General features: G+C 69.1%; 23 protein-coding genes. 14 read left to right on the top strand and 9 right to left on the bottom strand.

Features of this window, described 5'->3' with window-relative positions; all coding sequences use genetic code 11:
• Window position 1: 1 nt before the first annotated feature.
• The 6 genes from KME78_RS39720 to KME78_RS39745 all read left to right on the top strand — a co-directional run bounded on the left by KME78_RS39720 (window position 2) and on the right by KME78_RS39745 (window position 3,769).
• Complete coding sequence (locus KME78_RS39720) at window positions 2-445, top strand: thioredoxin family protein (RefSeq protein WP_219534652.1); 444 nt, start codon at window positions 2-4, stop codon at window positions 443-445.
• 177 nt (window positions 446-622) lie between these two features.
• Window positions 623-1,054, top strand: coding sequence for a DUF4395 domain-containing protein (locus KME78_RS39725; protein ID WP_219534653.1), 432 nt, complete (start codon window positions 623-625; stop codon window positions 1,052-1,054).
• Window positions 1,051-1,890 (top strand): sulfurtransferase, encoded by an 840-nt coding sequence (locus tag KME78_RS39730; protein ID WP_219534654.1) that lies wholly within the window; start codon window positions 1,051-1,053, stop codon window positions 1,888-1,890. The genes KME78_RS39725 and KME78_RS39730 overlap by 4 nt, the downstream gene beginning before the upstream one ends.
• On the top strand, window positions 1,890-2,219 hold the full coding sequence (locus tag KME78_RS39735; protein ID WP_219534655.1) for a DUF1416 domain-containing protein: 330 nt from the start codon (window positions 1,890-1,892) through the stop codon (window positions 2,217-2,219). The genes KME78_RS39730 and KME78_RS39735 overlap by 1 nt, the downstream gene beginning before the upstream one ends.
• A 243-nt stretch (window positions 2,220-2,462) precedes the next feature.
• Complete coding sequence (locus KME78_RS39740; protein WP_308127306.1) at window positions 2,463-3,032, top strand: RNA polymerase sigma factor; 570 nt, start codon at window positions 2,463-2,465, stop codon at window positions 3,030-3,032.
• Window positions 3,029-3,769, top strand: a complete 741-nt coding sequence (locus tag KME78_RS39745) for a methylated-DNA--[protein]-cysteine S-methyltransferase (protein ID WP_219534657.1) — start codon at window positions 3,029-3,031, stop codon at window positions 3,767-3,769. The genes KME78_RS39740 and KME78_RS39745 overlap by 4 nt, the downstream gene beginning before the upstream one ends.
• A gap of 7 nt (window positions 3,770-3,776) precedes the next feature.
• Here KME78_RS39745 and KME78_RS39750 read toward each other — a convergent pair whose 3' ends face one another.
• Entirely contained in the window at window positions 3,777-4,331 is a 555-nt protein-coding gene (locus tag KME78_RS39750; RefSeq protein WP_219534658.1) for a helix-turn-helix domain-containing protein, read from the bottom strand.
• A gap of 157 nt (window positions 4,332-4,488) precedes the next feature.
• On the opposite strand from KME78_RS39750, the gene KME78_RS39755 reads away from it, so the two are divergent.
• Complete coding sequence (locus tag KME78_RS39755; RefSeq protein ID WP_219534659.1) at window positions 4,489-5,817, top strand: hypothetical protein; 1,329 nt, start codon at window positions 4,489-4,491, stop codon at window positions 5,815-5,817.
• A gap of 14 nt (window positions 5,818-5,831) precedes the next feature.
• On the opposite strand, the gene KME78_RS39760 is transcribed toward KME78_RS39755, so the two are convergent.
• The 3 genes from KME78_RS39760 to KME78_RS39770 form a co-directional block, all read right to left on the bottom strand.
• Entirely contained in the window at window positions 5,832-6,434 is a 603-nt protein-coding gene (locus KME78_RS39760) for a hypothetical protein (protein WP_219534660.1), read from the bottom strand.
• 335 nt (window positions 6,435-6,769) lie between these two features.
• Entirely contained in the window at window positions 6,770-7,399 is a 630-nt protein-coding gene (locus KME78_RS39765) for a hypothetical protein (protein WP_219534661.1), read from the bottom strand.
• On the bottom strand, window positions 7,396-8,055 hold the full coding sequence (locus KME78_RS39770; RefSeq protein WP_219534662.1) for a hypothetical protein: 660 nt from the start codon (window positions 8,053-8,055) through the stop codon (window positions 7,396-7,398). Before KME78_RS39770 ends, KME78_RS39765 begins: the two co-directional genes overlap by 4 nt.
• Before the next feature lie 163 nt (window positions 8,056-8,218).
• Between KME78_RS39770 and KME78_RS39775 the strand changes: the two genes are divergently transcribed.
• Window positions 8,219-10,153 (top strand): hypothetical protein, encoded by a 1,935-nt coding sequence (locus KME78_RS39775; RefSeq protein ID WP_219534663.1) that lies wholly within the window; start codon window positions 8,219-8,221, stop codon window positions 10,151-10,153.
• A 74-nt stretch (window positions 10,154-10,227) separates the two neighbouring features.
• Complete coding sequence (locus KME78_RS39780) at window positions 10,228-13,203, top strand: ATP-binding protein (protein WP_219534664.1); 2,976 nt, start codon at window positions 10,228-10,230, stop codon at window positions 13,201-13,203.
• A gap of 368 nt (window positions 13,204-13,571) precedes the next feature.
• Here KME78_RS39780 and KME78_RS39785 read toward each other — a convergent pair whose 3' ends face one another.
• Complete coding sequence (locus tag KME78_RS39785; protein WP_219534665.1) at window positions 13,572-14,954, bottom strand: pyridoxal phosphate-dependent decarboxylase family protein; 1,383 nt, start codon at window positions 14,952-14,954, stop codon at window positions 13,572-13,574.
• 117 nt (window positions 14,955-15,071) lie between these two features.
• On the opposite strand from KME78_RS39785, the gene KME78_RS39790 reads away from it, so the two are divergent.
• Window positions 15,072-16,415, top strand: coding sequence for an aminotransferase-like domain-containing protein (locus KME78_RS39790; RefSeq protein ID WP_219534666.1), 1,344 nt, complete (start codon window positions 15,072-15,074; stop codon window positions 16,413-16,415).
• A 35-nt stretch (window positions 16,416-16,450) separates the two neighbouring features.
• Here the strand turns inward: KME78_RS39790 and KME78_RS39795 are convergent, their stop codons facing one another.
• Entirely contained in the window at window positions 16,451-16,882 is a 432-nt protein-coding gene (locus tag KME78_RS39795; protein ID WP_219534667.1) for an RlpA-like double-psi beta-barrel domain-containing protein, read from the bottom strand.
• A gap of 390 nt (window positions 16,883-17,272) precedes the next feature.
• Between KME78_RS39795 and KME78_RS39800 the strand changes: the two genes are divergently transcribed.
• Window positions 17,273-17,542, top strand: a complete 270-nt coding sequence (locus KME78_RS39800; protein ID WP_219534668.1) for a hypothetical protein — start codon at window positions 17,273-17,275, stop codon at window positions 17,540-17,542.
• Between the two features lie 12 nt (window positions 17,543-17,554).
• Here KME78_RS39800 and KME78_RS39805 read toward each other — a convergent pair whose 3' ends face one another.
• Complete coding sequence (locus tag KME78_RS39805) at window positions 17,555-18,016, bottom strand: GNAT family N-acetyltransferase (protein WP_219534859.1); 462 nt, start codon at window positions 18,014-18,016, stop codon at window positions 17,555-17,557.
• Between the two features lie 327 nt (window positions 18,017-18,343).
• Here KME78_RS39805 and KME78_RS39810 point away from each other — a divergent pair, with 327 nt between their 5' ends.
• The 3 genes from KME78_RS39810 to KME78_RS39820 all read left to right on the top strand — a co-directional run bounded on the left by KME78_RS39810 (window position 18,344) and on the right by KME78_RS39820 (window position 21,522).
• Window positions 18,344-19,615: a Fic family protein gene (locus KME78_RS39810; RefSeq protein ID WP_219534669.1), complete on the top strand. Its 1,272-nt coding sequence runs from the start codon at window positions 18,344-18,346 to the stop codon at window positions 19,613-19,615.
• Window positions 19,616-19,996: 381 nt separating this feature from the next.
• Window positions 19,997-20,839 (top strand): AraC family transcriptional regulator, encoded by an 843-nt coding sequence (locus KME78_RS39815; protein WP_219534670.1) that lies wholly within the window; start codon window positions 19,997-19,999, stop codon window positions 20,837-20,839.
• Between the two features lie 74 nt (window positions 20,840-20,913).
• Window positions 20,914-21,522: a dihydrofolate reductase family protein gene (locus KME78_RS39820; RefSeq protein ID WP_219534671.1), complete on the top strand. Its 609-nt coding sequence runs from the start codon at window positions 20,914-20,916 to the stop codon at window positions 21,520-21,522.
• A 572-nt stretch (window positions 21,523-22,094) separates the two neighbouring features.
• Here the strand turns inward: KME78_RS39820 and KME78_RS39825 are convergent.
• On the bottom strand, window positions 22,095-23,300 hold the full coding sequence (locus KME78_RS39825) for an MFS transporter (protein ID WP_219534672.1): 1,206 nt from the start codon (window positions 23,298-23,300) through the stop codon (window positions 22,095-22,097).
• Between the two features lie 187 nt (window positions 23,301-23,487).
• Entirely contained in the window at window positions 23,488-24,180 is a 693-nt protein-coding gene (locus tag KME78_RS39830) for a hypothetical protein (protein ID WP_219534673.1), read from the bottom strand.
• Window positions 24,181-24,195 lie beyond the last annotated feature (15 nt).

Below are 24,195 nucleotides of genomic sequence, written 5' to 3' on the forward strand. Positions count from 1 at the left end.
GATGGCAGGACTGTGGGTGGCGCTGGCGACGCTGGCGCTCGGCTCGGGGATCGGGGTGGTACGGCTGCGCCGCGACGGCAGGGTGCGCGACACGGCTCAGGCGGACGACCGCCTGGTCATGGCCGACCTGGGTGCGGATCTGGGGGAGCGGGCGACGCTCGTGCAGTTCTCGACGGCCTTCTGCCAGCCGTGCCGGGCGACCCGGCGGGTGCTGGCCGACGTCAGCGAGCTGGTGCCCGGCGTGACGCATGTCGAGATCGACGCCGAGTCGCGCCTGGATCTGGTCCGGCGGCTCGACATCATGCGTACGCCGACGGTCCTCGTCCTCGACAGCTCCGGAAATATCGTGAAAAGGGCCTCTGGCCAGCCCCGCAAGGCGGACGTCCTCGCCGCTCTGGCAGGGGCCGTGTCTCACGTTTCGTCTCAAAACCCGGACGACATGTGACAGATGGCGAGACGGCGGGTAGTGTCATCGCCATGAACCCATCGACAGAGCTGCTGACGAAGCGGCGCGCGGTTGATTTCTGCCGCGTAGCCACCGCGCTCTGTCGCGCTGCCTGAGGACGGTCTCGCGCGGACTTCCGATCCGCCCCAATCCGACCCCCTTCAGGAGCATCCTTCGATGCGTGCCGACCCTAGAGCGCTGCGCTTCGGCGCGACCATTACGACTGTGGTCCTCGCCCTCGTCCTGGTGACAGGGAGCGTGTGGCCGGCGGCTGCCACCGTGCTGCTCGCCGCTCAGGCGCTGGTCTTCGCACTCGGCGTGGCACACCGCTCGCCGTACGGGACGCTGTTCAAGGCGCTCGTCAAGAGCGCTCCGAAGGTGACGGAGGACGCCCGCCCGCCCCGCTTCGCGCAGGGTGTCGGGCTGGTCTTCGCGGTCGCGGGCCTGGTCGGATACCTCGCCGGGATCACGCCGCTGGCCCTCGTGGCCACGGCCGCGGCTCTCCTCGCCGCTTTCCTCAACGCAGCCTTCGGATTCTGCCTTGGCTGCGAAACGTATCTGCTGATTCGCCGTCTACTGCCCGCCGCCAAATTGGAGGTTCCCCAATGAGCCGCTCCGCCGTCCTGGTGGATGCCGAATGGGTCGAGGCCAATCTCGACACCCCCGGCGTCGTCCTCGTCGAGGTCGACGAAGACGCCAGTGCCTATGACAAGGGCCACATCCGTGGCGCCGTGAAGGTCGATTGGCAGAAGGACCTTCAGGACCCGGTCCGCCGTGACTTCGTGGACAAGACCGGCTTCGAGACGTTGCTGTCCGAGCGCGGCATCTCCAACGACGACACCATCGTGCTTTATGGCGGCAACAACAACTGGTTCGCCGCCTACGCCTACTGGTACTTCAAGCTCTACGGCCACGACAACGTCAAGCTGCTCGACGGCGGGCGTAAGAAGTGGGAGCTCGACTCGCGCGAGCTGGTCAGGGACGTGCCGCAGCGCGCCAAGACCTCCTACGTGGCCCAGGAGCAGGACCTCGCCATCCGCGCCTTCCGCGACGACGTGGTCGCCGCGATCGGCAAGCTCAACCTGGTCGACGTCCGCTCTCCCGACGAGTTCACCGGCAAGCTGCTCGCCCCGGCCCACCTGCCGCAGGAGCAGGCGCAGCGCGCGGGCCACGTGCCCACCGCTCGCAGCATCCCGTGGTCCAAGGCGGCCAACGACGACGGCACGTTCAAGACCGACGATGACCTGCGCACGCTCTACGGCGAGGCGGGGGTCAACTTCGACAAGGACACGATCGCCTACTGCCGCATCGGCGAGCGTTCGGCGCACACCTGGTTCGTGCTGCACGAGCTGCTCGACCAGGCCAACGTGAAGAACTACGACGGTTCGTGGACCGAATACGGCTCGCTCGTGGGCGTGCCGATCGAGTTGGGGGAGGCCCGCTGATGAGCACCACTCAGACCGCACAGACCACACAGGCCGCACCGGGTTGCGGAGCTCCGGAGCAGACCATCGCGCTGCCCGCGGGGATCGACCTGGCCAACCAGGCCGTGATCCAGGGCGTCGTGACGGGCGCGGGCACCGCGTACGCGCGGCTGCTCGACCACTCCGGCGAGTTCACCGGCGAAGTCGTCGTGTCGGACGAGGGCGTGTTCCGCTTCTTCGCCGCACCGGGCGACTGGACCGTGCGCATCATCGCCGGCGGCGGCGTCACGCGTGACGTCCAGGTCGAGGCGAAGCTGGGCGAGGTTTCCCAGCTGGCCGTGGCCGTCTGATCCGTCTGTCTCCAGAAAAGGCTCGCGTTCTCCTGGGCGCGGGTCTTTTCGTTTTGCCGCTGTTGTGGCTCTCTTTCTTTCTGTTACGGCACGGCCCACCAGGCCGCCACCCGCCGCACAGAGCTGGGGGCCTCCAGGAATACGGCCGCTGATCCCGCACGGGGCCGGGCGCCGTGACGAGACGGTGAGACCATGGCCGGTCAAGTGCGCAACCGAATCCGCGCCGGCGGTGTTCTACCTGGTGTGAGTGATATCGACTGCCTCGACCCGGTGCGAAAGGCGCTGCTCGACGACCTCGATGAGGGGTTCGCCGAGCTGTTCAGCGTCCATCGCGGCGTGGTGTTCTCGACCGCGTTGCGGCTGAGCGGTCGGTGGGCCGACGCCGAGGACCTCACCGCTGAGACGTTCCTGCGTGCCTACCGGGCCATGGCCGGCTATGAGCGGGACCGGATCGCCGCCCTGCAACCGCGGGCCTGGCTCCTGACCATTCTGCTGAACATCTGGCGCAACTGCGCCCGTACCAAGTCCCGCAAGCCGCCACCCGACCTGCGTGAGGAGCCGGTCGACACCGTTGATCCACGGGAGAGCGTCGAGGACGCGGCGGCCCGGCATGAGACCGGTGACGAGCTCGCCGAGTTGCTCGGGATGCTGCCCGACGAACAGCGGGCGGCCGTCGTGCTCAGGCACGTCGTCGATCTGCCGGTCAGTGAGATCGCCACGGTGCTCAGGGTTCCGCAGGGCACCGTCAAGTCGCACGTGTCGCGGGGACTGAAGCGACTGCGCACACTAGGCACACCAGGAGGTGCCCAATGACCCAGGATCCGCTGCTCGCCGGACTCGCGGCTCTCGCCACGGACGCGCCCGACGGGCTGCTCGACCGGATCGCCGCGCGCTGGGTGACGGCGCCGACCCCGCTCGGGGAGGTGTCCGTCGCGTTCACCGACCAGGGCATCGCCTACGTTCATCTGGGCGACGGCTTCGCCGCGGCCTTCAGGGCCCGCGCCGGACGTCCGTTGCTGCCCGCCGACCGGCCGCCCGCCGGGCTGCTGCCCGCCCTGCGCACCGGACGGTCCTCGGGGCTCGCGCTCGACCTGCGGGGGCTGAGCGACTTCCAGCGCGACGTCCTGCTCGCCGCCCGGACGATCCCCCGGGGAGAGGTGCGGCCCTACGCCTGGATCGCGGCCCGGGTGGGCAGGCCCAAGGCGGTGCGCGCGGTGGGTGCGGCGCTGGGCGCGAACCCGGTCCCGCTGCTCGTCCCGTGCCACCGGGTGATCAGGTCGGACGGGGTGGCGGGCGACTACGTGTTCGGCGCGACGGACAAGGAGCGGCTGCTGCTGGCCGAGGGCGTGGATCTGGACGCGCTGCGCGGGCTGGCGCGGGAGAGGGTGTTCTACCTGGCCAGCGACACCACCGGTGTGGTGTGCTTCCCGACCTGCCACAACGCCCGGCGCATCACCTCCGCGCACCGGCACGGCTTCCGCAGCCTCGCCCAGGCTCAGGAGGCCGGCTACCGGCCCTGCCGTACGTGCAAGCCCGCCCTGGCCGCCTGAGCGCTCCTCAGGGACGGGCCGGCGTCGGGTAGCGCATCAGTAGTGAGGCTCTGACCTCTTCCGGGCCGACCGCGCGGTAACTGTGCGGGACGTCCGATAGCCACGAGATGTGGTGGCCCGGTCTCGCGGTCAGTGGCGCGTCCACCGGGCCCGCGATCAGCGTGCCGCTGTAGACCGTGAGGTGCTCGCTCACCCCTTCGAGGTGCGGGGCCGAGGTCTGGGTGATGCCGGACGGGATGCGCAGCCGATACAGCTCGTAGGTCACCCACTCGTCCTCGAACAGCTCCAGCAGCGACGCCTCGACCGCCGTGCCCCGCATGATCTGCGGCGACGGCGGCGTGTCGAGTATCGCGCCGATCGGCACGCCGAGCTGGGCGGTGATGGCCCAGAGCGTCTCCATTGTCGGGTTGCGCGTGCCGGTCTCCAGGCCGGACAGAGTCGCCGTGCCGATGCCGGCGCGCTTGGCCAGCTCGGACAGCGAGACGCCGGCCGCCTGCCGGAGCACCCGCACTCGCTCCCCGACCACGCGCGGATCTGTGTCCAGTGCGGGCCGCGATTCCATGCCGCCATGGTCCCTCAGAATCCCGCTGGATTGTGCTGAGCGCTCCGGGTTTGTTGTCACCATTTCGCGCTGATCATTACGGTCCGGTTCGGGAGGGCAGCGGACGATCATCATGCCTGATAGGCGCATGTGTCGACATGTCTGTAGGATCCCGTGGGTGTCTGCGTTGTCAGGAGTGATGGCCCCGTCCCGGCCCGTGCCCGCACCAGGGCAGGGACCGATGCCGTCGCCGTTCTCGCTGCCCTTGCACGCGCTACGCATCGCCGGGAAGTGTGCGCTCCCGCTGATCGCCTGGTTCTCGGCCGGTCAGGCGGTGCGGTTCGCGCTGCTCTATCTCGGCACCGAGATCTCTCATGGAGATGCCCGGCAGTTCCGCCTGGTCGTGACCATCGCGGTGCTGACGCTCATCGTCATGGCGTCGATGACGGTCACCGCGGGCATGCTGTGGTCGCTGCGCGGCGCGCTCTGGGAGATCAACGCCCGGCGGGCGTCGGGCGAGGAGGACGAGCGCTACTGGGTCTCGATGAACCGGGTCGCCCCGGCTTTCGCGGTCATCTACCTGACCTGGGGGTTCCACGTCGAGGACGCCCGGAACTTCGTACAGACCGACTTCCTGCACAACATCGACGACTTCTTCAGCGACAGTTTTCTGGGCAGGAGCAGCACGGTCGGGCGGGGGCTCATCGACCTCGACTGGCGGATCTCGCTCGGTCTGATGGTCGTCGCGTTCCTGCTGCGCGCGCTGTTCAGCAGGATGGTGGAGCGGGGGGACGGGAAGGTCTCCGGCCTGGCCACGGCGATGTCGGAGTTCGCCTTGGTGTTCTTCGGTTTGAACGCCACCTTCGTGCTGGCCAACGCGCGCTCCGACTGGGTCTCGCACCGCGCCGCCGTGTCCACCTCCGGTCAGCTCGTGTCGCAGGCCGAGCAGAGCATCCCGGGTTGGGAGGCGTTCTGGGGAGCGGTCGGCGACGTCTGGCCGTACATCGTGGACGGTGTCCTCATCCCGCTCACCTGGCTCACAGTGGCGGTGCTCGTCTTCGGCACGTACGCCGACGACGCCCGTACCATGCTCCGCGACACCCGCTTCGAGAAGGGGATCGACAAGCTCTACTCGACCCACACGCTCACCCAGAAGTCGGTCGAGAGGGTCACCGGCGGCTTCCAGGAGCGCTGGGTGCCCCTGGCCAACTCCTTCAGGCAGACGCTGACGGGCGGCATGGCGCTGTTCGGGATGATGTGCCTGTGCTACGTGTCGCTGCACGTCGGCGCGGAGTACGCGATGCGCGGCGTGCGGACGCTGATCGGGTCGAGGACGGAGTGGTTCTGGATGGCCATCGGCGCTCCGGTCGACTTCGTCAAGAACCTGCTCGTCACGGTCCTGACCATGGCCCTGCTGGCCGCCGCGTTCGACATCGCGGCCACGCGTGGCCGCCGGATGGCGCCGGCGCCCGCCGTACCTGACGGCCGGGTGGGTGCCGGCGCCTGAGCGCCTGACGGGCGTCAGCGCTTGAAGCGCAGCACGTCCTCTTCGGGTTCCGTCTTCGTGGTCATCAGTCTGCTCGTGGGGATGTCCGAGCGGTAGTTGCTCGGCGTGAGCAGCAGCTCGACCTCGCCCGCCTGCGCGGCCGGCACCCGGGCGTAGGCCGTCATCTGGTACGGCTTGCCGACCTCCATCTTCTCGGGCGGCGTCGTGTCGTTGGCGACGAGAGCCACCCAGGTGCGACCCCGGCGATCCGTCACGAAGAGTTCCTTGGGCTTGCCCGTCTTGACCGCGCCGTCCGCGTCGACGGCCGACCGGACGATGTCGATCTTGGCGTAGGCGGATCCCGGCTGGGGCTTGTCGCCGGGCAACTGCGGCACGGTCTCCAGCGTGGACTTCCAGGTGACGTGCTTGACCGTGACGGACTGCCCGGCCGCCACCACCTGCTCATGCTTCGGCGAAGCCTGCCCTGACCGGACGAGGTAGACGTGATAGCGGTCGTAGCTCAGCGCCCCGAGCGCCACGGCCAGCGCGGCCGCGGCCCCGAGCGCCGTCAGCACGGGCCGGCGCCGGCGTGGCGGCGGAGCCACGGCGGCCGGGACCTCGATGGTGGGCGGTTCCACCGGTGGTTCTACGGGTGGCTCTGCGGGTGGGGCTACCGGAAGGGGCGGGGCTACGGCAGGGGGCTGCTTGGCGGGCCGGGGTAGCGGCCCGGCGCTGGGGACGGCCGGGAGCGGCTGGGTGGAGCTCTCCACCGTGAGTTCCACCCGCTTGGGCGGCCACACCTGCTGGTCGGGAGGGACGACCCGCGGCACGGCATGCGACGGCGCGACCGGACGCCGGCGTCGCGGCCTCCCCTGAGGCTGGGCCGGGGGCTGAGCTTGGGGTTGGGGCTGACGCTGAGGGTCCGGATTCTGGCTGGGCGGAGGGGAGAACCAGCCGCGGTCGTCTGTGCTCATCAGCTCTTCTTCAGGGTGTAGACATCGCTGGGCGCCGACTTGAGCCGGGCCGCCGCCGGGCCGTCGATGCCCAGGTCGACCTCGGCCTCCGGCTCGAAAGGCTCGACCAGTGCGGTTCCGGGCAGCTTGAACACGACCCGCGCGCCTTCGAGCGCCGACGGGGGGATCTCGAAGACGAAGTAGCCGTTGACCCAGAAGCCCGGCTGCACCCAGGGGTTGGCCAGCGTCTCGGTCGACTCGATCTTGTCCGTGGCGTCGTAGGTGACGCCGTCCGGGGTCAGCAGCGCGGGCGTGCCCAGGTGCATGGGCTTGGTGTCCGAGGTCGCGGACGCCTGGACGACCAGGAACAACTGCTCGGTCTCCACCTTCCCGGACGCGCCCTGCACGGCGCGCGCCGACGCGACCGAGTTGACGCGTACCGCGAACCTGCCCGCGTTCACGTCCTGGCCCTTGGCGCCGACGGTGGTGATGGGCGCGCTGATCTCGTTCGGGGTCAGGTTGAGCGTCTGGAGGCCGACGGCGCTGCCCAGCAGCACCAGGCCGGCGAGGGCGCCGAGCACGCGTGAGCCGCCCGGCCGGCGGGAACGGGAGCCGCGACCGCGCGGGCGGCGGGAAGCCGTGGCCGTCATGCCGTCTCCGCGTCGTGCACCGGGAGCGTCACCTGGGCCTTTACGACAGCCTGCTGGACGTCGTCCTCCTCTTCCGACTCCATGCTCCAGTGGAAGCTCGGGTCGTTGAAGCCCCCCTCGTAAACGAAGCCCCCTACGTCCAGCGTCATCTTCTTCGGGGGCGTGGCCCCCTTGTCCAGGTCGTACCGGAGGATGACCGTGGTCGGGACGCCCGGCTGGAGCTGGCCGCTCTTCGCGTTCTTCGACAGGCTGTAGACCGTCGGCACGCCCTTGACCTGCACCTGCGGGGTCACCTTGACCAGCGACCCGGCGAAGCTCGTCAGCGCGGCCGCGCGCTCCGGCTTGTCCGGCGGGAGGCCGACCATGGCCGTGGCCTTGCCTTGGTTTGTCACCTTGAAGACCAGCTCCACGAAGCGCTTGTCGGTGTCCCAGTCGGCGGTGGCCTTCTGCGTGGTCACCTTGGCCGTCACGAACTGGGTGCTGAACTGTCCCTGGTCGAGCACCGCTCCCTCACCGTATTGGGGAGGCGCGGGATCGGGAACTTCGGCGAAACCGCCGAGCAGGGCGGTGATGCCGAGGGCGGTGACCGCCACCAGGGCCACTGCGGGCACCACTACCGGGCGTTTGGGGTTCTTGCTGCCGGAGGGTTCCGTCATGGGTAAGGATGGTAATAGGTCACGCTTGCCCCATCTGCCGCTAGCCTCCCATCTGGCTGGTCTAATTGCCGAGAACCCTGCCGCAGCAGGGGGTGTAGCTCATACGCTGTCACGGAGCGGAGGGTCAGCTCCCACTAACGACATATCGCGGCCGGAGGGTCACGTGGCGGACGTGCATCCCGAGCATGCGCAGCTTCAGGCGGACCGCATCTACCTGGGCTGGCAGTACATCCTGCTGCACCCTGATCCGGGACCGCCGCCGAAACGCCCCTCGCCCGCCGAGGAGGCGGCCACCTCCGCGGTGGCCGACCAGGAGCTGCTGCGCCGCGAACGCTTCCAGGAAGACCTGCTCAACCGGCCTGTGCGTATTTTCCGGGTGTTCATGGTCATCCTCACGGTGCTGATACTCGGGCTGGCCGTCGCCGGCCTCCTGCAGTGGTCGTTCGCCCTGCTCGGCCTGGTCGCGGCCGGCGGCGTGGCGATCATCTGCAGCTACGCGCTCGCCCAGGGCGACCGGGCGGTCCGCTACCGGGTGAGCGAGCAGCAGGCCCGCGACGACCGGCAGCGTCAGGAACGTGACAAAGAGCTGTTCCGCGCGCAGGAGGAGCACGCCCAGCGCTACCGCGAGTGGCAGGAGGTCAAGGAACGCCACGACCGCCAGCTCACCTGGTACGCCGTGGCCGTCCCCGACGAGATCGACCGCATCGACGTGGCGGGCGGCACGCTGCCCGGCTGGTCGGCGCTGATCACGCTGCTCGGCGCCACCCGCCTCTACAGCGGCGGCCACCTCACCGTGCTCGACCTGTCCGAGGGCGCCGTCGCCAAGGACCTGATCGAGCTGGCCCGCCGGGGCGGCGACGACCCGCTGGTCTGGGTGCTGCCGACGGACCTGCCCCGGCTGGACCTGGGTGCGACGCTGAAGCCCGAGGCGTTCGCCGACGTACTCGCGCACGTGGTCAGCGTGAGCGAGGAGCACCGCACCACGCGCGACCTCAGCTTCGACAACGCGATCCTCGAACGGGTGCTGGAGGTGCTCGGCGAGAACGCCACGATCAACCAGGTCACCGCCGCGCTGCGGGCGCTCGCCCAGGTCGGCGACCCGCGCGACGACCTGAGGTTCGGGCTGATCACGGCGACGCAGCTCGAACGGATCGGCACGCTGTTCGGGCGCGGCGTCAGCGACCGGGTGGTGATCGAGCGCGCCTGGGCCCTGGAGTCGCAGCTGCGCAAGCTGGAGACGCTCGGCACGCAGGCCGTACGCCTGCCGCCGGCCAGGCTCAGGGTGGTGAGCATGGACCGGCAGGCCGGTGTGTTCGGCAACCGGGTCCTCGGCACCTACGTGGCCACCGCGCTCACCCACATCCTGCGCCAATCGCCCGCCTCTGACCGGCCCTGGTATCACACGATCATCGTGGCGGGCGCCGACAAGCTCCGCGGCGACGTGCTCGACCGGCTCATGGACGCCTGTGAGACGTCCAGGACCGGCCTGGTCCTGACGTACCGGAGCCTGACCCCGACCGTACGGGAGCGGCTCGGCAGGGGCCACGCGGCGGTGGCGTTCATGCGCCTGGGCAACGCCGAGGACGCCAGGGTGGCCAGCGAGCACGTCGGCACCGAGCACCGGCTGGAGCTGGCCCAGCTCACCGAGACGATCAGCGACTCGATCCCCGGCCTCGACGGCGGCTACACCTCGACGATCTCCGAGGTCGAGGACGCCTCGGGGGCGCGCGACGACAACCGTACGGACCTCGCGGAGGACCTCGCCGAGTCGACGGAGTGGGGCAGGACGGCCGACAAGATCGCCGAGAAGGAGCGGGTGCTGCAGCGTTCCCGGGAGTTCCTCGTCGAGCCGCATCAGCTCCAGCAGTTGCCCACCACGTCCGTGATCGTCACTGACGCGACCGCGCAGGGCCGCCGGGTCCGCCTGGCTGACGCGAACCCGGCAATCCTCACATTCCCCAAGACCACGCTCGGCGAGCTGGAGGACGTGCGCGAGGCCGTACTAGCGATCGACGGAAAGCGGGGAGACGGCGATGGCGAGCCGCCACCGAACCTCGGGCCACCGCCGCCACGCCTGGACTGGCGCAAGGAAAGGTAATGACATGGTCAATGTCAAGGTGACGTGCGGACGGTCGGCGGGACTTTACTAACAACCGTCTGTGGGGGAATGAAATGCAGCCGAGTGTCTCGCTGAGCGGGCCCTGGTACCGAATCCAGTCGATCGCGGCACCCTCGCGAAGCTCGTCGGCGGAGTGGGACTTCGTCACCGTGCTGCCCGCCGTGTTGTCCGCGGCGCAACGTGACCGGCCGTTCGTCATCGGCTGGCTCTCCCGTGGTTCCGGTGCGCCGCTGGAGCTCATCACCAACGCCGGGCCGCTGTCGCCGCCGCGCCAGCCGCGCCGCGCCACCGACGCGCCGGGGGTGCCGGCCGGTCCGCAGCCGCTGCTCTTCCCCGGCGGGGCGCGCGGGGTGCAGCTCGACGAGGAGTACTTGGCCGACCTCGCCGACCTGGTGTGGACGCCGTGCCCGGGACGGCAGGCGCCGCCGCTCGGTGGCCGGCGTGAGTTCGGCGAGCCTGACGAGCTGAAGCGGCCGACGCTGTTCGAGGCGACGCTGGTCACGCTCATGTCGAGGCCGTTCGCGTGGCTGGTGGTGGCCGAGCCGACCGACCTGCTCGACGCCGAGGTCGCGCACCTGCGTACGCAGCTCAACGTGCTCAGGCAGTACGGGGACGCCTCCGAGCGCAGCAGGTTCGACGCCGAGCGGGCCGAACGCCGCATGCAGGAGCTCGACGCCTTCCGCGAGGCCGGGCTCTGGAACGTCCGCGTGCTGGCCGGCGGCGCCACGGCCGAGGAGCTGCGGCAGATCGCGCCTGTCCTGGTCGGCTCCGTCGAGATGAGCCACCATCCGTACCGGCTGCGCAGCGCCCAGGGCGCCGTCTACGGCCTGTCGGAGGCGCTCGGCCTGACCATGCAGGACCCGGCCGACGGCGCGGCCGCCCCCTTCGCCGCCACCGCCGGGGCGCTCGCGGCGCTGGCCGGGCTGCCCAGGCGCGAGGTGCCGGGCGTACGGGTGCTCGACTCGGGGTTCTTCGACGTGACCTCCGAGGCCGAGGAGGGCGAGCTGGACCTGGGCGAGATCCTCGACGGGCAGGACCGGTGCGTCGGCTCGTTCCGGGTGCCGCTGAGCACGCTCAACAGGCACGCCTTCGTCACCGGGGCCACCGGCTCGGGCAAGTCGCAGACGGTCCGGCACCTGCTGGAGCAGCTCAGCAGGGCCGGCATCCCGTGGCTGGCGATCGAGCCCGCCAAGTCCGAGTACGCCGCCATGGCCGGGCGCCTGGAGCCGGATTCAAGTGTGGCGGCTCAGTCGGTCACCGTGATCAACCCGTCGGCGCCCGCGGGCGTGCCGTTCAGCATCAACCCGCTGGAACCCGAGCCCGGCTACCCCGTCCAGGCGCACATCGACATGGTGCGGGCACTGTTCATGGCGGCGTTCGACGCCGAGGAGCCGTTCCCGCAGATCATGTCGCTGGCCCTGCAGCGCGTCTACGAGGCCACCGGCTGGGACGTGGTCACCGGCGGCGCCGTGCCGGGCTCCAAGGTGCCGCCCAGCGTGCCGACCCTCGAACTGCTCCAGCAGCACGCCATGGACGTGATCAGGGAGATCGGCTATGGCCGCGAGGTCCAGGCCGACGTCGAGGGCTTCATCTCGCTGCGGCTGCGTTCGCTCCGAGTCGGCTCGGCCGGCCGCTTCTTCGAGGGCGGCCACCCGGCCGACATCGGCGGCCTGCTGGAGCGCAACGTGGTGCTGGCGATCGAGGACGTGGCCAACGACGAGGACAAGGCGTTCCTGATGGGCACGCTGATCATCCGCATCGTCGAGCACCTGCGGATGCGGGCCAGGCAGGAGAAGTCCACCGGCCTGCGCCACGTCATCGTCATCGAGGAGGCCCACCGGCTGCTGCGCGACCGCGGCACCGGCCGCGCCTCCACCCACGCCGTCGAACTGCTGGCCGGCATGCTCGCCGAGATCAGGGCCTATGGCGAGGGCATCGTGGTGGCCGAGCAGATCCCCACCAAGCTCGTCACCGACGTGGTGAAGAACACCGCGCTGAAGGTCGTCCACCGCCTCCCCGCCGAGGACGACCGGCAGCTCGTCGGCGCGGCCATGAACCTCAGCGAGGAACAGTCCCGCCACGTCGTCTCCCTGCAGCCGGGATCCGCCGCGGTGTTCGCCGACGGGATGGACCGCCCGCTACGCGTCCGGGTGCCCCTCGGCGAGTCTCGCGAGCGGCTCCTGGCCGGCCCGCCCCCGCCGATCCGGGGCCGAAGATCGGCGGCCTGCGGCAGCCAGTGCCGTACCGGGCAGGCATGCACGCTGGTCGAGCTGCGCGAGGCCGACGTCCTCGCCGACGCCCCCGACTGGGCCTGGCTGCGCATCTGGTGCGACACGGTCGTCCTGGCCTTCGTGAGCAACCGCCCGCTGCCCGGTGTACCGCGCGTACTGGCCGCCGCCTGGTCCGACCTGCCGGCCAGGCGCAGGGAGTGCCTGCTGGCCACCCTGATCGAACGGTCGGTGCAGCGCCGGGCCTGGTCGCTGCGGAGCTGGTTCGACCCGGCCCTGCTCACCGAGAAGGCCGCGGAGACGGCCACGCGCCTGCTGGCCGCCGTGGAGAGCGGCGGCGAGCGCCCCGGCGCCTCCTGGGTCATCCCGCAGGTGCGCTGGCTGCACGAGGTCGACAGACTCTTCCCGTACGGCCAGCCGGCCCCGAACCTCCGCAGCCCCGCACCCCCGATGGAGTACGCCCTGTTCCGCAACGCCCCCAACGGCGGCTCCGCCGAACTCCAGCACTCGGAGCTGCTCGGCCACCGAGCCAAGGCACTGCGGCACCACCCGCTGTCCATGGAGGTCGACCACAACCGGTCTCTGGCCTGGCGGGTCATCCTGGGCGACGACGAGAACGAGGGCGTCCAGCGCGACATCACCACGGTCGCGATCGGCGTGGACCCTTCGGCACGGCTGCGGCACGTGGGGCAGACCATGGGGGCGGGGTGGCTCGAAGGGGTACTGTCCTGGCCACGCCGCTTCGTCCTGCCCTTCGACCGCGACGGCGCCCCGGAACTCTCCTTCGCCGAACCGGGCTGAAACCCGTTTACCGGCTGACACCCACAAAGGGCTCGCCAATCGGCGCTTCGCGCTCTTGGAAGCTCGACGTTCTTCCTTTGGCGCTCACGCGCACGGCAAGGGCTCACCCGATCAGGCGCTCCGCGCCTCAGGGCCTCGGCGTGCCCCCCGGGGCCTTCGGCCCCTCCCCTGCGAGGGCAAGCCCTCGCGCTCCCCGCTCCGCCACGGCCAGACCACGGCGAAAAGCCGGTGTGGCCAGCCGGTACCACCGCCACGTCCACGATCAGCGCGGCCAGCCCGTACCACCGCCATGCCGATAGCTGCCTCACTGAACTCTTCGCACCCTGATTGCCCTGATCACGATGGTTCAGCCGAGAGCGGCCTCCCTGTCAGGAGTGGCGCACGGCGGTGCGCAGGGATTCGGCGATGCGGTGGGCGTCGGCTGGTGTGGTCCGCCAGTTGCTGAAGGCGGCGCGCAGCGCGGGCACGCCGTTCAGGACGGTGGGGGTGAGGAACGCCTCGCCGGCGAGGCGTTCGCTGAGCGCGGCCAGTCGCTCAGCGGTGGGGTCGGCGCTCAAGGTGAAGCACACGACATTGAGCCGGACGGGCGCGAGCAGCCGCAGACCGGGGATGCCCTCAATGGCCTCGCCCAGCACCCGGGCGCAGGCGATGCACCGTTCGGTGATCTCACGGTGGCCGTCCTGTCCGTAGGCGCGCAGGGTGAACCAGGCGGCCAGCGCCCGCAGGCGCCGGGAGTTCTCCGGGGTGAGGTGGCCGCCGTCGGGCGTGTCGCCGAGCGGGCCGAGGTAGGCGGCGGCGTTCTGGAACACGGCCGTCTGCAGGTCGGGGCGGCGGGTGAATTGAAGGGCGCTGTCGTACGGCACGTTCAGCCATTTGTGCAGGTCGACGCAGATCGAGTCGGCCAGGTCAAGGCCGTCGCACAGGTGGGCGTGGGCGGGGGAGAGAGCGGCGAAGGCGCCGAACGCGGCGTCCACGTGCAGCCAGAAGTCGTGACGCTCGCGCAGTGCCGCGATGGCGCGCAGGTCGTCGAAGTCGGCGGTGTTGACGGTGCCGGCGTTGGCCACCACGATGCACGGGCCATCGACCTCGCGCAGTGCGAGCTCCAGGGCCGCCGGATCGACGCACTCCCGTCCCGGGCTGGTGGGCACGGTGACCAGGGCGCGGCGCCCGAGCCCGAGCATGGACAGGCCCTTGGGCACGCTGGAATGGGCGGTGCCCGACAGCACCGTCACCGGACCGAGGGCGCCGACCCCGTGCTCGGCCGGTGAGACGCCTGTCCGTTCGCCGATCCACTCGCGGGCGATGGCGAGCCCGACGGTGTTGGACATGGTCGCGCCGCTGACGAACGTCCCGTGATGGTCGTCGGACAGGCCGAACAGGGTACGCAGCCAGGCGATCGTCTGGCGCTCCAGGTGCTGCCCCGCTGCGTCGAGGGAGGTGAAGGAGTTCTGGTCCCAGGTCGCGGTCAGCCAGTCACCGGCCAGCGCGGCCGGTGTGACCCCTCCGGTGACGAATCCCCAGTAGCGGGGGCCGGCGCTGGCTGACAGCGTCGGCTCCCAGCGGGCGGCGAACTCCGCCAGCGCCGCGAGCAGCCCTTCGCCCGGCACGGGCAGCGCCGCCGGCTCGGGGATCGGTGCCGCGGGGACTACCGGGCGTTCGGCCAGATGTCCCAGCAGGTCGGCGCTGTGCTCCTGAACCGCCCGCAACAGCTCGGGCAGCTCGTCGCGGTCGGCGGCGAGCGTGGGATGCATGGTGTTTCGCCCTTCGTCAGAAACTCGTCTGCAACGGTTACGACGGTAGGCGGACCGGCTCCCTGCCGCCTGGTCCAATCGTGGAAAACTGGACCAGTGCGGATGGGAGAACAGCAGATGGCCAGGGCTCTGGGGTCCTGGCGCGGCACGGGGGAGCCGCTCGGCACGGCGCTGGCCGGCGCCGTACGGGAGGCGTTGCTGGACGGCCGCATCCGCCCCGGCAGCGAGCTGCCCGCCGAGCGCCGCCTGGCCGCGGCGCTGGGCGTCAGCCGCGGTACGGTGACGGCCGCCCTGGCGCGGCTGCGCGAGACAGGATGGGTCCACACGCGGCACGGAAGCGGCAGCCTTGTCCGGCTGCCCGCGGCGGCGGCCGACCGGGTCGCCCCACTCTCGGCGACCGGGGACAACGGGTCGATGATCGACCTTCGCCGGGCCGTCCCGGCCGCACCGCAGAAGCAGTACCTGGAGGCCACGCTGCGGGCGGCCGAGCGGGCCGGGCCCGTTCTTGCCGAACACGGGGAGCCCAGGCCGGGGCTGCCGGAACTGCGCGCGGTGATCGCCGAGCGCTACAGCCGCGAGGGGACGGCCACCCGGCCCGAACAGATCCTGGTCACCAACGGGACGCGGGCCGCGCTGACTCTGCTGGCGGCCCATTTCCAGCCCCGCCTCACCGCGGTGGAGATACCGACGTACGTCGACGCGCTCCACGTGCTGCGCGGCACTGGTACGAGGCTGGTCGGCGTCCGGGTCACCGGTGACGGATGGGACCTGGAGCAGCTGGAGTCCGCCTTCGCCGCCGCGCGCGGCCACCTCGCCTACCTGGTGCCCGACTTCCACAACCCGACCGGGACGCTGATGTCCCCGCGCGTCCGCCACACCGTCGCCGAACTGGCCGCCCGCTACCAGGTGACCGTGGTCGCCGATGAGACACTGCGCGACCTGGACCTGCGTGAGGAGCCGGCCGGCATACCGCGGATCGCCGGTGCGCTGCTCATCGGGTCGGCCAGCAAGTCGGTGTGGGGCGGGCTGCGCGTCGGCTGGATCCGTGCGCGCGCCTCACTCGTACGCGACCTGCGGGAACACCCCCTGGCCGGGCCCCTGTCGGCGGCTCCCATGATGCAGCTCGTCGCCGCCGAGCTCTTGCGCGACCCGTATCCGGTGCTCAGGCGGCGCCAGGACGAGTTGCGGGCGCAGCGCGACCACCTCTGCGCCCTGCTCGACGGCGACGACCGCTGGCGCTTCACCTGCCCGCCCGGCGGACTGGCTCTGTGGCTGCAGCTGAGCGCCGTACCTGCGGACACCGTCGTGCGCCATGCGAACGAGCACGGGATCGCGCTCGTCGCGGGCCCGAGCTTCGCGGCCGACGCCACCCTGACTCACTACCTGCGCGTCCCGTTCACCCCGCCGCGCCCCGTCCTGGATCGCGTCGCCGCGGTCCTCGGCGACGCCTGCGCGCTCTGACGTCCTCCGGCCCGCGGCGCTCGTTCGGTCACGGCTCAGCTGTCCCACGGCCTTCTGATTCCCCAGGGAAGCTCGATCTTGGCCGGCGCCGACTTCCCGGTGACCTGTTCGAAGGCCGGCTGGCTGAGATTCAATTGATTCGGCGCACAGCTCGAGCAGCGCCCGCCGATCCGGAATTTATAGACCTTGCCCTGGTAGTCGACCCTGACCAATTTCCGGCACAGGGGATCATTGCTGGACTTGTTAGCAGTCCAGTACGCGGCCGGCGCACTGGCGATCGCCCAGGCAGCCGGGTTCATTTTGGTGCCGCAGGCGCGGTAGTTGGCCAAGGCATCGTCATGGGTGATGACGCCCTTTTTGACATTTGCCGGTGGGGTGTCGCCATAGGCAGCGGGAACAGCCACTGTCGACAGTGCGCAGGCGGTCAGCGTTGCCGCTGCGAGGACGTTACGGCCGAGGGTTTTCATCGAGGACCTTTCTTGGAATGCGGCTCGCGTCGCCGTAGTCGGGCATATCGCCGAGCGATGGTGGTAATCACCAGGCATTCGTCAGATTATTCCGGTAGCGCGCAAGATGGCCAGGACGCCACGGCGATTTTGAACCGAGTTTCAGCTGGTCCAAGCTGGTCGAAACGGTTAATTGCCGCTTATTGTCCACCGCTCTGCCGGTAATTATCAGGATGGCAATATGTCGAGATAAACGCGAGACCCGGCGACCGCTCGCTGGGTTCGACGTACGCGCCCGCGTCAGGCTTCCTGTTCGATCTCGGCCAGTCGTGCCCGCACCTGGTCTCCAGCAACTCCCACGAGGCCGGCGCCCAGATCGCCCATCTCGCCAAGGCGCTTGGGCTGTCAGCCGTGGAGCTGGGCAGGATCGACGAGGGCGGGCGCCTGATCCAGGTCCCCAACGCCCTTGTCCTCAGGAACCTCACCGAACTGGAGAACGCCGACGCCGTGCTCGCCGACACCCTCGCCATGGACGTCGATTTCATCGTCCCGGAACTCACCATGGCCACCCGCAACCCAGCGATGTCCCACCTGATCCCGCTGCACGAAGCTGCACGCCAGCACGCGCTCGACGGCGCCGCGTCCAAGGCCAAGGCCGTCGCAGCCCGATTCGCCGCGTAAGATCCGGCATCATCATTGAGACTCAAGCTGAAGCTGGAACACGATCCGGTCGACTTCTGGGCCGTCATAGTCGGGCACGGGCCCCACGACCGTGAAGCCCATCGCGGTGTGGAAGGCGATGGAGCCGTGGTTCTGCGGTGAGGTGATCGCCCGGATGCTCGTACGGTGCCCGGCCCTGGCAAGCTCGAAAAACCGCTGGTAGAGAAGCCGGCCCAGCCCACTACCGCGAAGGCGCGGGTCGACGCCGACAAAATGGATGTAGGCCGCGTCGGCCACGGACGGGGACAGGAACCCGACGAGGAACCCCACCAGTTCCCCGCCCTCCTCAGCCACCATGCTGGTGCGATGGAAGTGGTCGAGGAACAGCCGCGGCAGAATCGACCGAATCGGCCGCCCCCACCAGTCATCCACCACGGCAACGATGCGATCGTAATCACCGGGGTCGGCCGCCCGCAGACGCGGGCTCTCGCTCATCATCATCCACATGCTCCCTGCGTTCGTGTACGTCCCGGTCCGGGAAGCGGACCTGCTTGCGCCGTGCCCGACATGCTCTACTGCCTGGCATGTCGCTGCTGATGCTTGACCTCGACAACACCTTGGCCGACCGGGATGCCGCCTTTCGGGACGCGACGGCCGAACCGTGCGGCAGACGAAGATCCGGAACGTCGGCCTCGACAGGCTGGTCCACGGGATTCCCCACAGGCCGACGACGACGCATCCGCGATCCCAGGAGTTCTCTCGCTGCTTCCATAAGAACGGTTAGCATCTAAGTGTTCTTATGAGCGAGAGGTGGTAACGCTTGTGGCCGAGTACATCCCCCTGTCGTGGGAGGGCACTCCGAACGGCGCCACGCGAGCGGAACGTCAGCGCTGTGACTACAGAGCTTACGTTCCCGACCCTCTGCTGAGTCGTCCGCTGATCCTGACGGGACAGCGCGCAGCGGACGTCAGCGACGTCGAACGCCGACTCATAGAGCTGAACACTTCCGAACACGCTCTGGTCAGCCTTGAAGCACTGGCCAGACTTCTCCTGCGAGCCGAGGCCGTAGCGAGTTCTTTCATCGAAGGCCTGCAGATCAACGTGCGACGTCTGGCCAAAGCCGACGTTGCGGAACGTACAGGCATAGAGGCGCGCGACGATACGGCGCACGCAGTCCTCGGAAATGTCCGGGCGATGGAATCAGCCCTCGAGCTCGCGGACGCACCAGCCGTACAGGTCGACGGCTTGATGGATCTTCACCGAAGGCTTCTCAACGGGACCCGGGACGCACGCTTCGGTGGACTGATCAGAACCGAGCAGAACTGGGTCGGCGGAACCGGGATGTCACCCTGCAGTGCTGATTTCGTCCCTCCACCGCCGGACCGAGTGCACGCGCTCCTCGAGGACCTGTGCGCATACGTGTCAGGGGACGAACATCCCGCTCTCGTCCAAGCAGCTATTGCGCATGCGCAGTTCGAGACGATCCACCCGTTCGTGGACGGTAACGGCCGTACTGGGCGGGCTCTCATCCACCTGATCCTCCGGCGTAGGGGACTGGCATCCCGTTTCGTGCCGCCGATCAGCCTCATCTTGGCATCACACGCTGACGCGTACATCTCCGCGCTCACCTCATACCGATATGAAGGCGCCGCCGACTCCCCGGAGGCCCAGGAGTCCATGGGTAGGTGCATCGATCGATTCACCGTGGACACGACCCGCGCCATTATCGATACGGACCGCTTCGGTGCGGAACTTGATGCCCTGGAAATGGACTGGCGAAGGAAACTGGGGAGAGTCCGCGCGGGATCTTCCGTCGATCTGTTGCTGCGAGTGCTGCCCTCCGCTCCTGTGCTCACAGTGGCCACCGCCGCCGACCTGATCGGAAGATCCAGCCAGCGAGCCAACAACGCCGTCAATCAACTGACAGCGGCAGGAGTACTCCGACAGACCACCATCGGCAGACGCAACCGCGCATTCGAGGCCCCTGATCTCATCAATGCCCTCACCGGATTCGAGCGAGCACTCGCCAGCCCTCTGGGCGACACCCGGCAGGCGCCGCCCGCGCGTCCAGTCCCCTACCGTACCCAGGGGTGAGGTCCCCTGTGGCCTGGCCATCCAGTTGCCACCGGTGGCGGGTGGCCGGGGGCGTAGGCGAGGCGTTATTCGAGCGTGGCGTGGCGGAACTGGTACACCGCGCCCGCCTGGCGTAGTACGCCCAGGCGGTGAGTGTCGGCCAGGACCTATACGGCCGGGTGTGATCGAGTCAGCCACTCTGCGGCTCAGCCGGGGTGGGCTGTTATCCACGCTGTCGCATTTGGCGGAGACCTCGCCCTCACTGAACTTTCGCCAGTAGTCGGTTGCCCGGCTCGGAGCGTAGATAGAGGCCCGAACGGGCATGTCGTACCGAGGTGAGCAGGCTGGCGGCGCGCATGGACCTTCCTCGCGAATTGCACCTTTGTTGGCCACACTGGGTCCATGGAATACGTCGGCCGGGTGCCCGCCCCGCCGCTCGACCTGTTCATCGACGACATCTACTGCCTCACCGGGGTCCCGCGCCATCGCCGGACGAACGTTCCGCCGATGCCGTCGGCACACCTGTTCGTCAATCTGGGCGGACCCGCCCGCCTATGGGATTCCGACCCTTCGGTGCTGCCGGAAGTGTTGACCGATGGGTGGTTCATGGGTGTATGGACCAGGCGTTTCCTCGTCGAGTACCCCACATGGGTGCGGCTCGTCGGGGTGCACTTCAAGCCTTGGGGGATTTCGCCGTTCGTCGACATGCCGGCGACGGAACTGCGAGACCGATGGGTGCCGGTCGACGCCGTCTGGCAACGGTCTCTGGACCGGATCCGCAACCAGGTCGGTGACACCGCATCAGCCACCGAGACACTGCGGGTATTGGAGGAGGAGCTGCGATCGCGACTCGCCGAGGCACCGTCGCGCGGTCTCGACCTGGTCCAGCACGCAGGCAGGCGCTTGGAGACTTCCCACGGCGCGGTCCCGATCGGTGCGCTGACCGATGCCGCCGGGGTGAGCGGCAATCACCTGGCCACGCAGTTCAAGTCTCATGTCGGGGTCACCCCGAAGCGGGTGGCGCGGATCTACCGCTTCGCGCGGCTGATCCTGTCGGTAGACGCCCGGCGTCCGGTCGACTGGTCGGAGCTCGCCCAGACGGCGGGCTACTTCGACCAGGCCCACTTCAGCAGGGAGTTCAAGGACTTCACCGGCCACACCCCGACCGAATACCTGGCCCTGCGGCGCCGATTCCCGGCCGAGCAGGGGTTCCCACCGGACAGCGGCCCGATGCCCGCTGATTGATTTTTTACAAGCCCGGTCGCCGCCCCGGACGACAAGATTGGGGGCGAACGCGCAAGGAGACTTGAGGAGAACCTGTGGGCACGGTAATCATGCACGACGTGGTGTCGGTGGACGGCTTTATCGCCGACAAGAACGACGATGTCGGGCCACTCCACGATTGGTACTTCAACGGGGACACCCCGATCAGAGAAAGCGACCAGCAGTACGATCATTCCGGAGCCGGCAACCGCTTCAAGGTCTCACGTGCGTCGGCGGAATACGTCCGGCCGATGTGGGAGTCGATCGGCACGATTGTGATGGGCCGCAACCTGTTCGACCTGGTGAACGGCTGGGAGGGTCAGCCGCCCGCGGGCGACCACGTGGTCGTGGTGTCCCACCGGCCCAAGCCCGAGGGCTGGCACCCCGAGGCGTCGTACCATTTCGTCGACGACGTGACGGCCGCGATCGACAGGGCCCAGGAGCTCGCCGGGGAGCGAACCGTCGCGGTGAACGCCGGCGAGGTGGGCGGCCAGATCCTCGCGGCCGGCCTCGTGGACGAGGTGGCGATGGATGTGGTGCCGGTGGTGTTCGGGTCGGGCAAACGCTACTTCGGCAGCATCGACGGGCAGCTTCTGCTGGAGCATCCCCACGTGGTCATCCAGGGTGATGGGGTGCTGCACCTGAAGTTCAAGGTACGCCGCTAGACCCTGAGGTTCAGAGTTCCGCTGGCAGGGACCAAGGACCGATCATGCTGGTATCCGGATGAGCGCACCATCATTTTGTTGTTGCCGATTCAACGAGGACGGGCGCCGCGCAGGGGCTATCAGCACGTCCCACGCGCTGCGACGTGATACACCATGATGGATAAATGATCACTACTTTGACTCCGTCGCCCAGCAACGGCGATATCTTCAAAGCTCCCGTCCCTGAGGAAACATTTCCCTCCCTGTCTCTTCGTGGGATGTCGGTGTGTTCTCTGGGTGGGCGTGGTCTCCTTTTCTGGTCGGTGTGATCACAGGGGCACTCATTGCCGCACTAGCCGCCGTGACCATAGTCAGGGGGCAACGCAATCGAAACCGACCCCGCGAGGACTACAGCCGCCGGCCATACCCCGATGTGGACGGCTGACCCTCCCAACCCATGGCGCGGAGGAACGCCACTACCGTGCGCATAGGCGGCGGCCAGAGATCCGGATCGAGTCCGGGCACTGTCCACTGCACGCATTCGTACCGCAGCCGCACCCACCAGGCGCTGAGGCGGAGCTCTCGGGACAGCCTCAGCCGGACGTGCGTGGGCGGATCGCCTTGCGCAGGAGGAGGGTGGTGATCACGCTGCTCACCCCGGTCAGGGCGATCGCGCGGCCGACCGGGAGGAATTCCGCGAACACGCCGAAGACCAGGGGTCCGATCCCCTGGATGGTCATGGTGGTGGTGTTGAGCAGCGCGAAACTCTGTCCCTGGAGGTCAGCGGGGACCGCCTCCAGGAAGCGTCGCTGCAGTCCGAGCAGGTAGGCCGATCCCACGCCGGTGATCACGTACACCGCGGCGACCGCCGGATACGGCAGGTCCAGGATGAGCGCGATCGAGGGCGTGCCCATGATCAGCAGCAGTGGCAGGACGAGTCGTTCTCGGGTGGCAGGCGCGAACGCTCGCCCGACAACGACGTCGCCGATGAGCATGCCGACCGACGTGGCTGCCAGCAGGAGGCCGGTCTCCGTTGGGCTGAACGCACGCTGCGCGGCGTACGGGATGAGCAGGCTTCCCGCTGCGGCCAAGTACGCGGCGGGCAGGCACTGGACCATGATCAGCTTGATGACCCCGGGGGCGGAGACGAGCGCCGCGTTACCTTGCCAGGTCTTACGTACGATCGACCCGCCCGCGCGGACCACCTCGGTGCGCGCCAGGAACAGGCGGCTGATCACCAACGCGAGCAGATGCGCCCCTGCGGTGACCAGCATCGTCCGCTCCACGCCCAGCCACGCGGTCAGCGCCCCACCAGCGGCCATGCCCACCAACTGCGCCGCGACCGCGACGAGGTAGTTCAGCGAACGCCCGAGCACGTAGGTATCGCCGGTGAGGATCTCCGCCAGGACTCGGCCCGCGGCCCCTGTGGTGACCGGTGTCAGGCAGGCCACGGCCGCGACGAGGAGCAGGCTGACCGCGACCGGGAGGCGTCCGAACGCGAGCAGCAGCCCGACCGCGCACTGGAGAGCGTAGCCCGTGGTGATGAGGGTCCGCGGCGAGAACCGGTCCGCCATCGCGGCAAGAAACAGGCCGCCTGCGGCTTGTGGGAGGAAGCCGATCGTGAACGCCACCGCCGCCAACAACGGCGAGCTGGTCTGGCTGAACACCAGTACCGCCAGCGCGACGGACCGCAGCGTGTCCGACATAACGCCAAGCAGCCGAGCTGCGAATAAGGCACGGAACTGTGTGACCGCGAAGACCTGGCCATAGGTGGCCTTCGTCGTGAACTTATCGGTCATGGACTGGGATGCTCCCGAAACTTGAGTGGGCCGAACCGCGCCTACCGGTTAGTCGCGGTCAGGGCCCGCCACACCTCAGGTGCCGGGCAGGGAATCGCGCCGGTACGGCCCCAACGCCAACTCGAACCATCCATCCTCGCCATGGCCCGGGACCGTACCAAGCGGCCGGCAACCTGGACCACACGTTTTATCCGCACCCGGAGGTTGGCGTGGGCATCGTCATAGCCGGCTGATCGTGTCGTCGCAGGGCGGTGGTGGCGAGGATGACGATGACGGCCAGGTCGAGGGTCATCCGTGCCAGGTCGAGGTCGAGCCAGAGCCCGACCTGGGACAGCGGTACGGCGTCGCTGCCGGTGGTCCAGCCGAGGACAGTCGGGGCGAAGTACAGGTAGGTGGTCAGGCGCTGGAGGTAGTACACCGTGGCGCCGATCAGCAGCGGACGGCGTTGCCTGGTGTGACGCCAGGCCAAGGTGAGTGCGGCGGGGATGAGCAGCCATTCGAGGAGCGGGTTGATCATCATGTACAGGCCGGTGGCGCCGCCGGAGGCCGGGGAGCGCATCAGCGCCTGGTATGCCTCGGGGGTGGGGTACATCAGGTGCTGAACCAGCCCGGCACCGAGGGTGAGCGTGGTGACGAACGCGGCGGCGAGCGCGACGGCGGCGGGCAGCACCGTGGATCGGTCGCGCAGCCGCAGCAAGGGGCCCGCCAGCAGCGCGGCCAAGGCGGTCCATACCAGCCCTCCGGCGGCTCCGGCCAGCGCGAAGACCGGTGAGGAGGTGGCAAGGCCGCCCAGCGCGCCCAGCGCCGCCGCCAGGGGTGCGATGGCCAGAAACGGTCTGATTCGACGGGTGGCTGGACGGGTGTCGGTGGCAGCGATCATTGTGGGTCCTCCGTT

The sequence above is a fragment of the Nonomuraea guangzhouensis genome, from assembly GCF_019396345.1.
GTDB classification, from domain to species: domain Bacteria; phylum Actinomycetota; class Actinomycetes; order Streptosporangiales; family Streptosporangiaceae; genus Nonomuraea; species Nonomuraea guangzhouensis.

Bases quoted from the DNA above. Each gene is read 5' to 3' on its own strand.
- KME78_RS39720 (WP_219534652.1), top strand. From the start codon at position 2: ATGGCAGGACTGTGGGTGGCGCTGGCGACGCTGGCGCTCGGCTCGGGG.
- KME78_RS39725 (WP_219534653.1), top strand. From the start codon at position 623: ATGCGTGCCGACCCTAGAGCGCTGCGCTTCGGCGCGACCATTACGACT.
- KME78_RS39730 (WP_219534654.1), top strand. From the start codon at position 1,051: ATGAGCCGCTCCGCCGTCCTGGTGGATGCCGAATGGGTCGAGGCCAAT.
- KME78_RS39735 (WP_219534655.1), top strand. From the start codon at position 1,890: ATGAGCACCACTCAGACCGCACAGACCACACAGGCCGCACCGGGTTGC.
- KME78_RS39745 (WP_219534657.1), top strand. From the start codon at position 3,029: ATGACCCAGGATCCGCTGCTCGCCGGACTCGCGGCTCTCGCCACGGAC.
- KME78_RS39750 (WP_219534658.1), bottom strand. From the start codon at position 4,331: ATGGAATCGCGGCCCGCACTGGACACAGATCCGCGCGTGGTCGGGGAG.
- KME78_RS39765 (WP_219534661.1), bottom strand. From the start codon at position 7,399: ATGACGGCCACGGCTTCCCGCCGCCCGCGCGGTCGCGGCTCCCGTTCC.
- KME78_RS39770 (WP_219534662.1), bottom strand. From the start codon at position 8,055: ATGACGGAACCCTCCGGCAGCAAGAACCCCAAACGCCCGGTAGTGGTG.
- KME78_RS39780 (WP_219534664.1), top strand. From the start codon at position 10,228: ATGCAGCCGAGTGTCTCGCTGAGCGGGCCCTGGTACCGAATCCAGTCG.
- KME78_RS39785 (WP_219534665.1), bottom strand. From the start codon at position 14,954: ATGCATCCCACGCTCGCCGCCGACCGCGACGAGCTGCCCGAGCTGTTG.
- KME78_RS39790 (WP_219534666.1), top strand. From the start codon at position 15,072: ATGGCCAGGGCTCTGGGGTCCTGGCGCGGCACGGGGGAGCCGCTCGGC.
- KME78_RS39795 (WP_219534667.1), bottom strand. From the start codon at position 16,882: ATGAAAACCCTCGGCCGTAACGTCCTCGCAGCGGCAACGCTGACCGCC.
- KME78_RS39805 (WP_219534859.1), bottom strand. From the start codon at position 18,016: ATGAGCGAGAGCCCGCGTCTGCGGGCGGCCGACCCCGGTGATTACGAT.
- KME78_RS39815 (WP_219534670.1), top strand. From the start codon at position 19,997: ATGGAATACGTCGGCCGGGTGCCCGCCCCGCCGCTCGACCTGTTCATC.
- KME78_RS39825 (WP_219534672.1), bottom strand. From the start codon at position 23,300: ATGACCGATAAGTTCACGACGAAGGCCACCTATGGCCAGGTCTTCGCG.
- KME78_RS39830 (WP_219534673.1), bottom strand. From the start codon at position 24,180: ATGATCGCTGCCACCGACACCCGTCCAGCCACCCGTCGAATCAGACCG.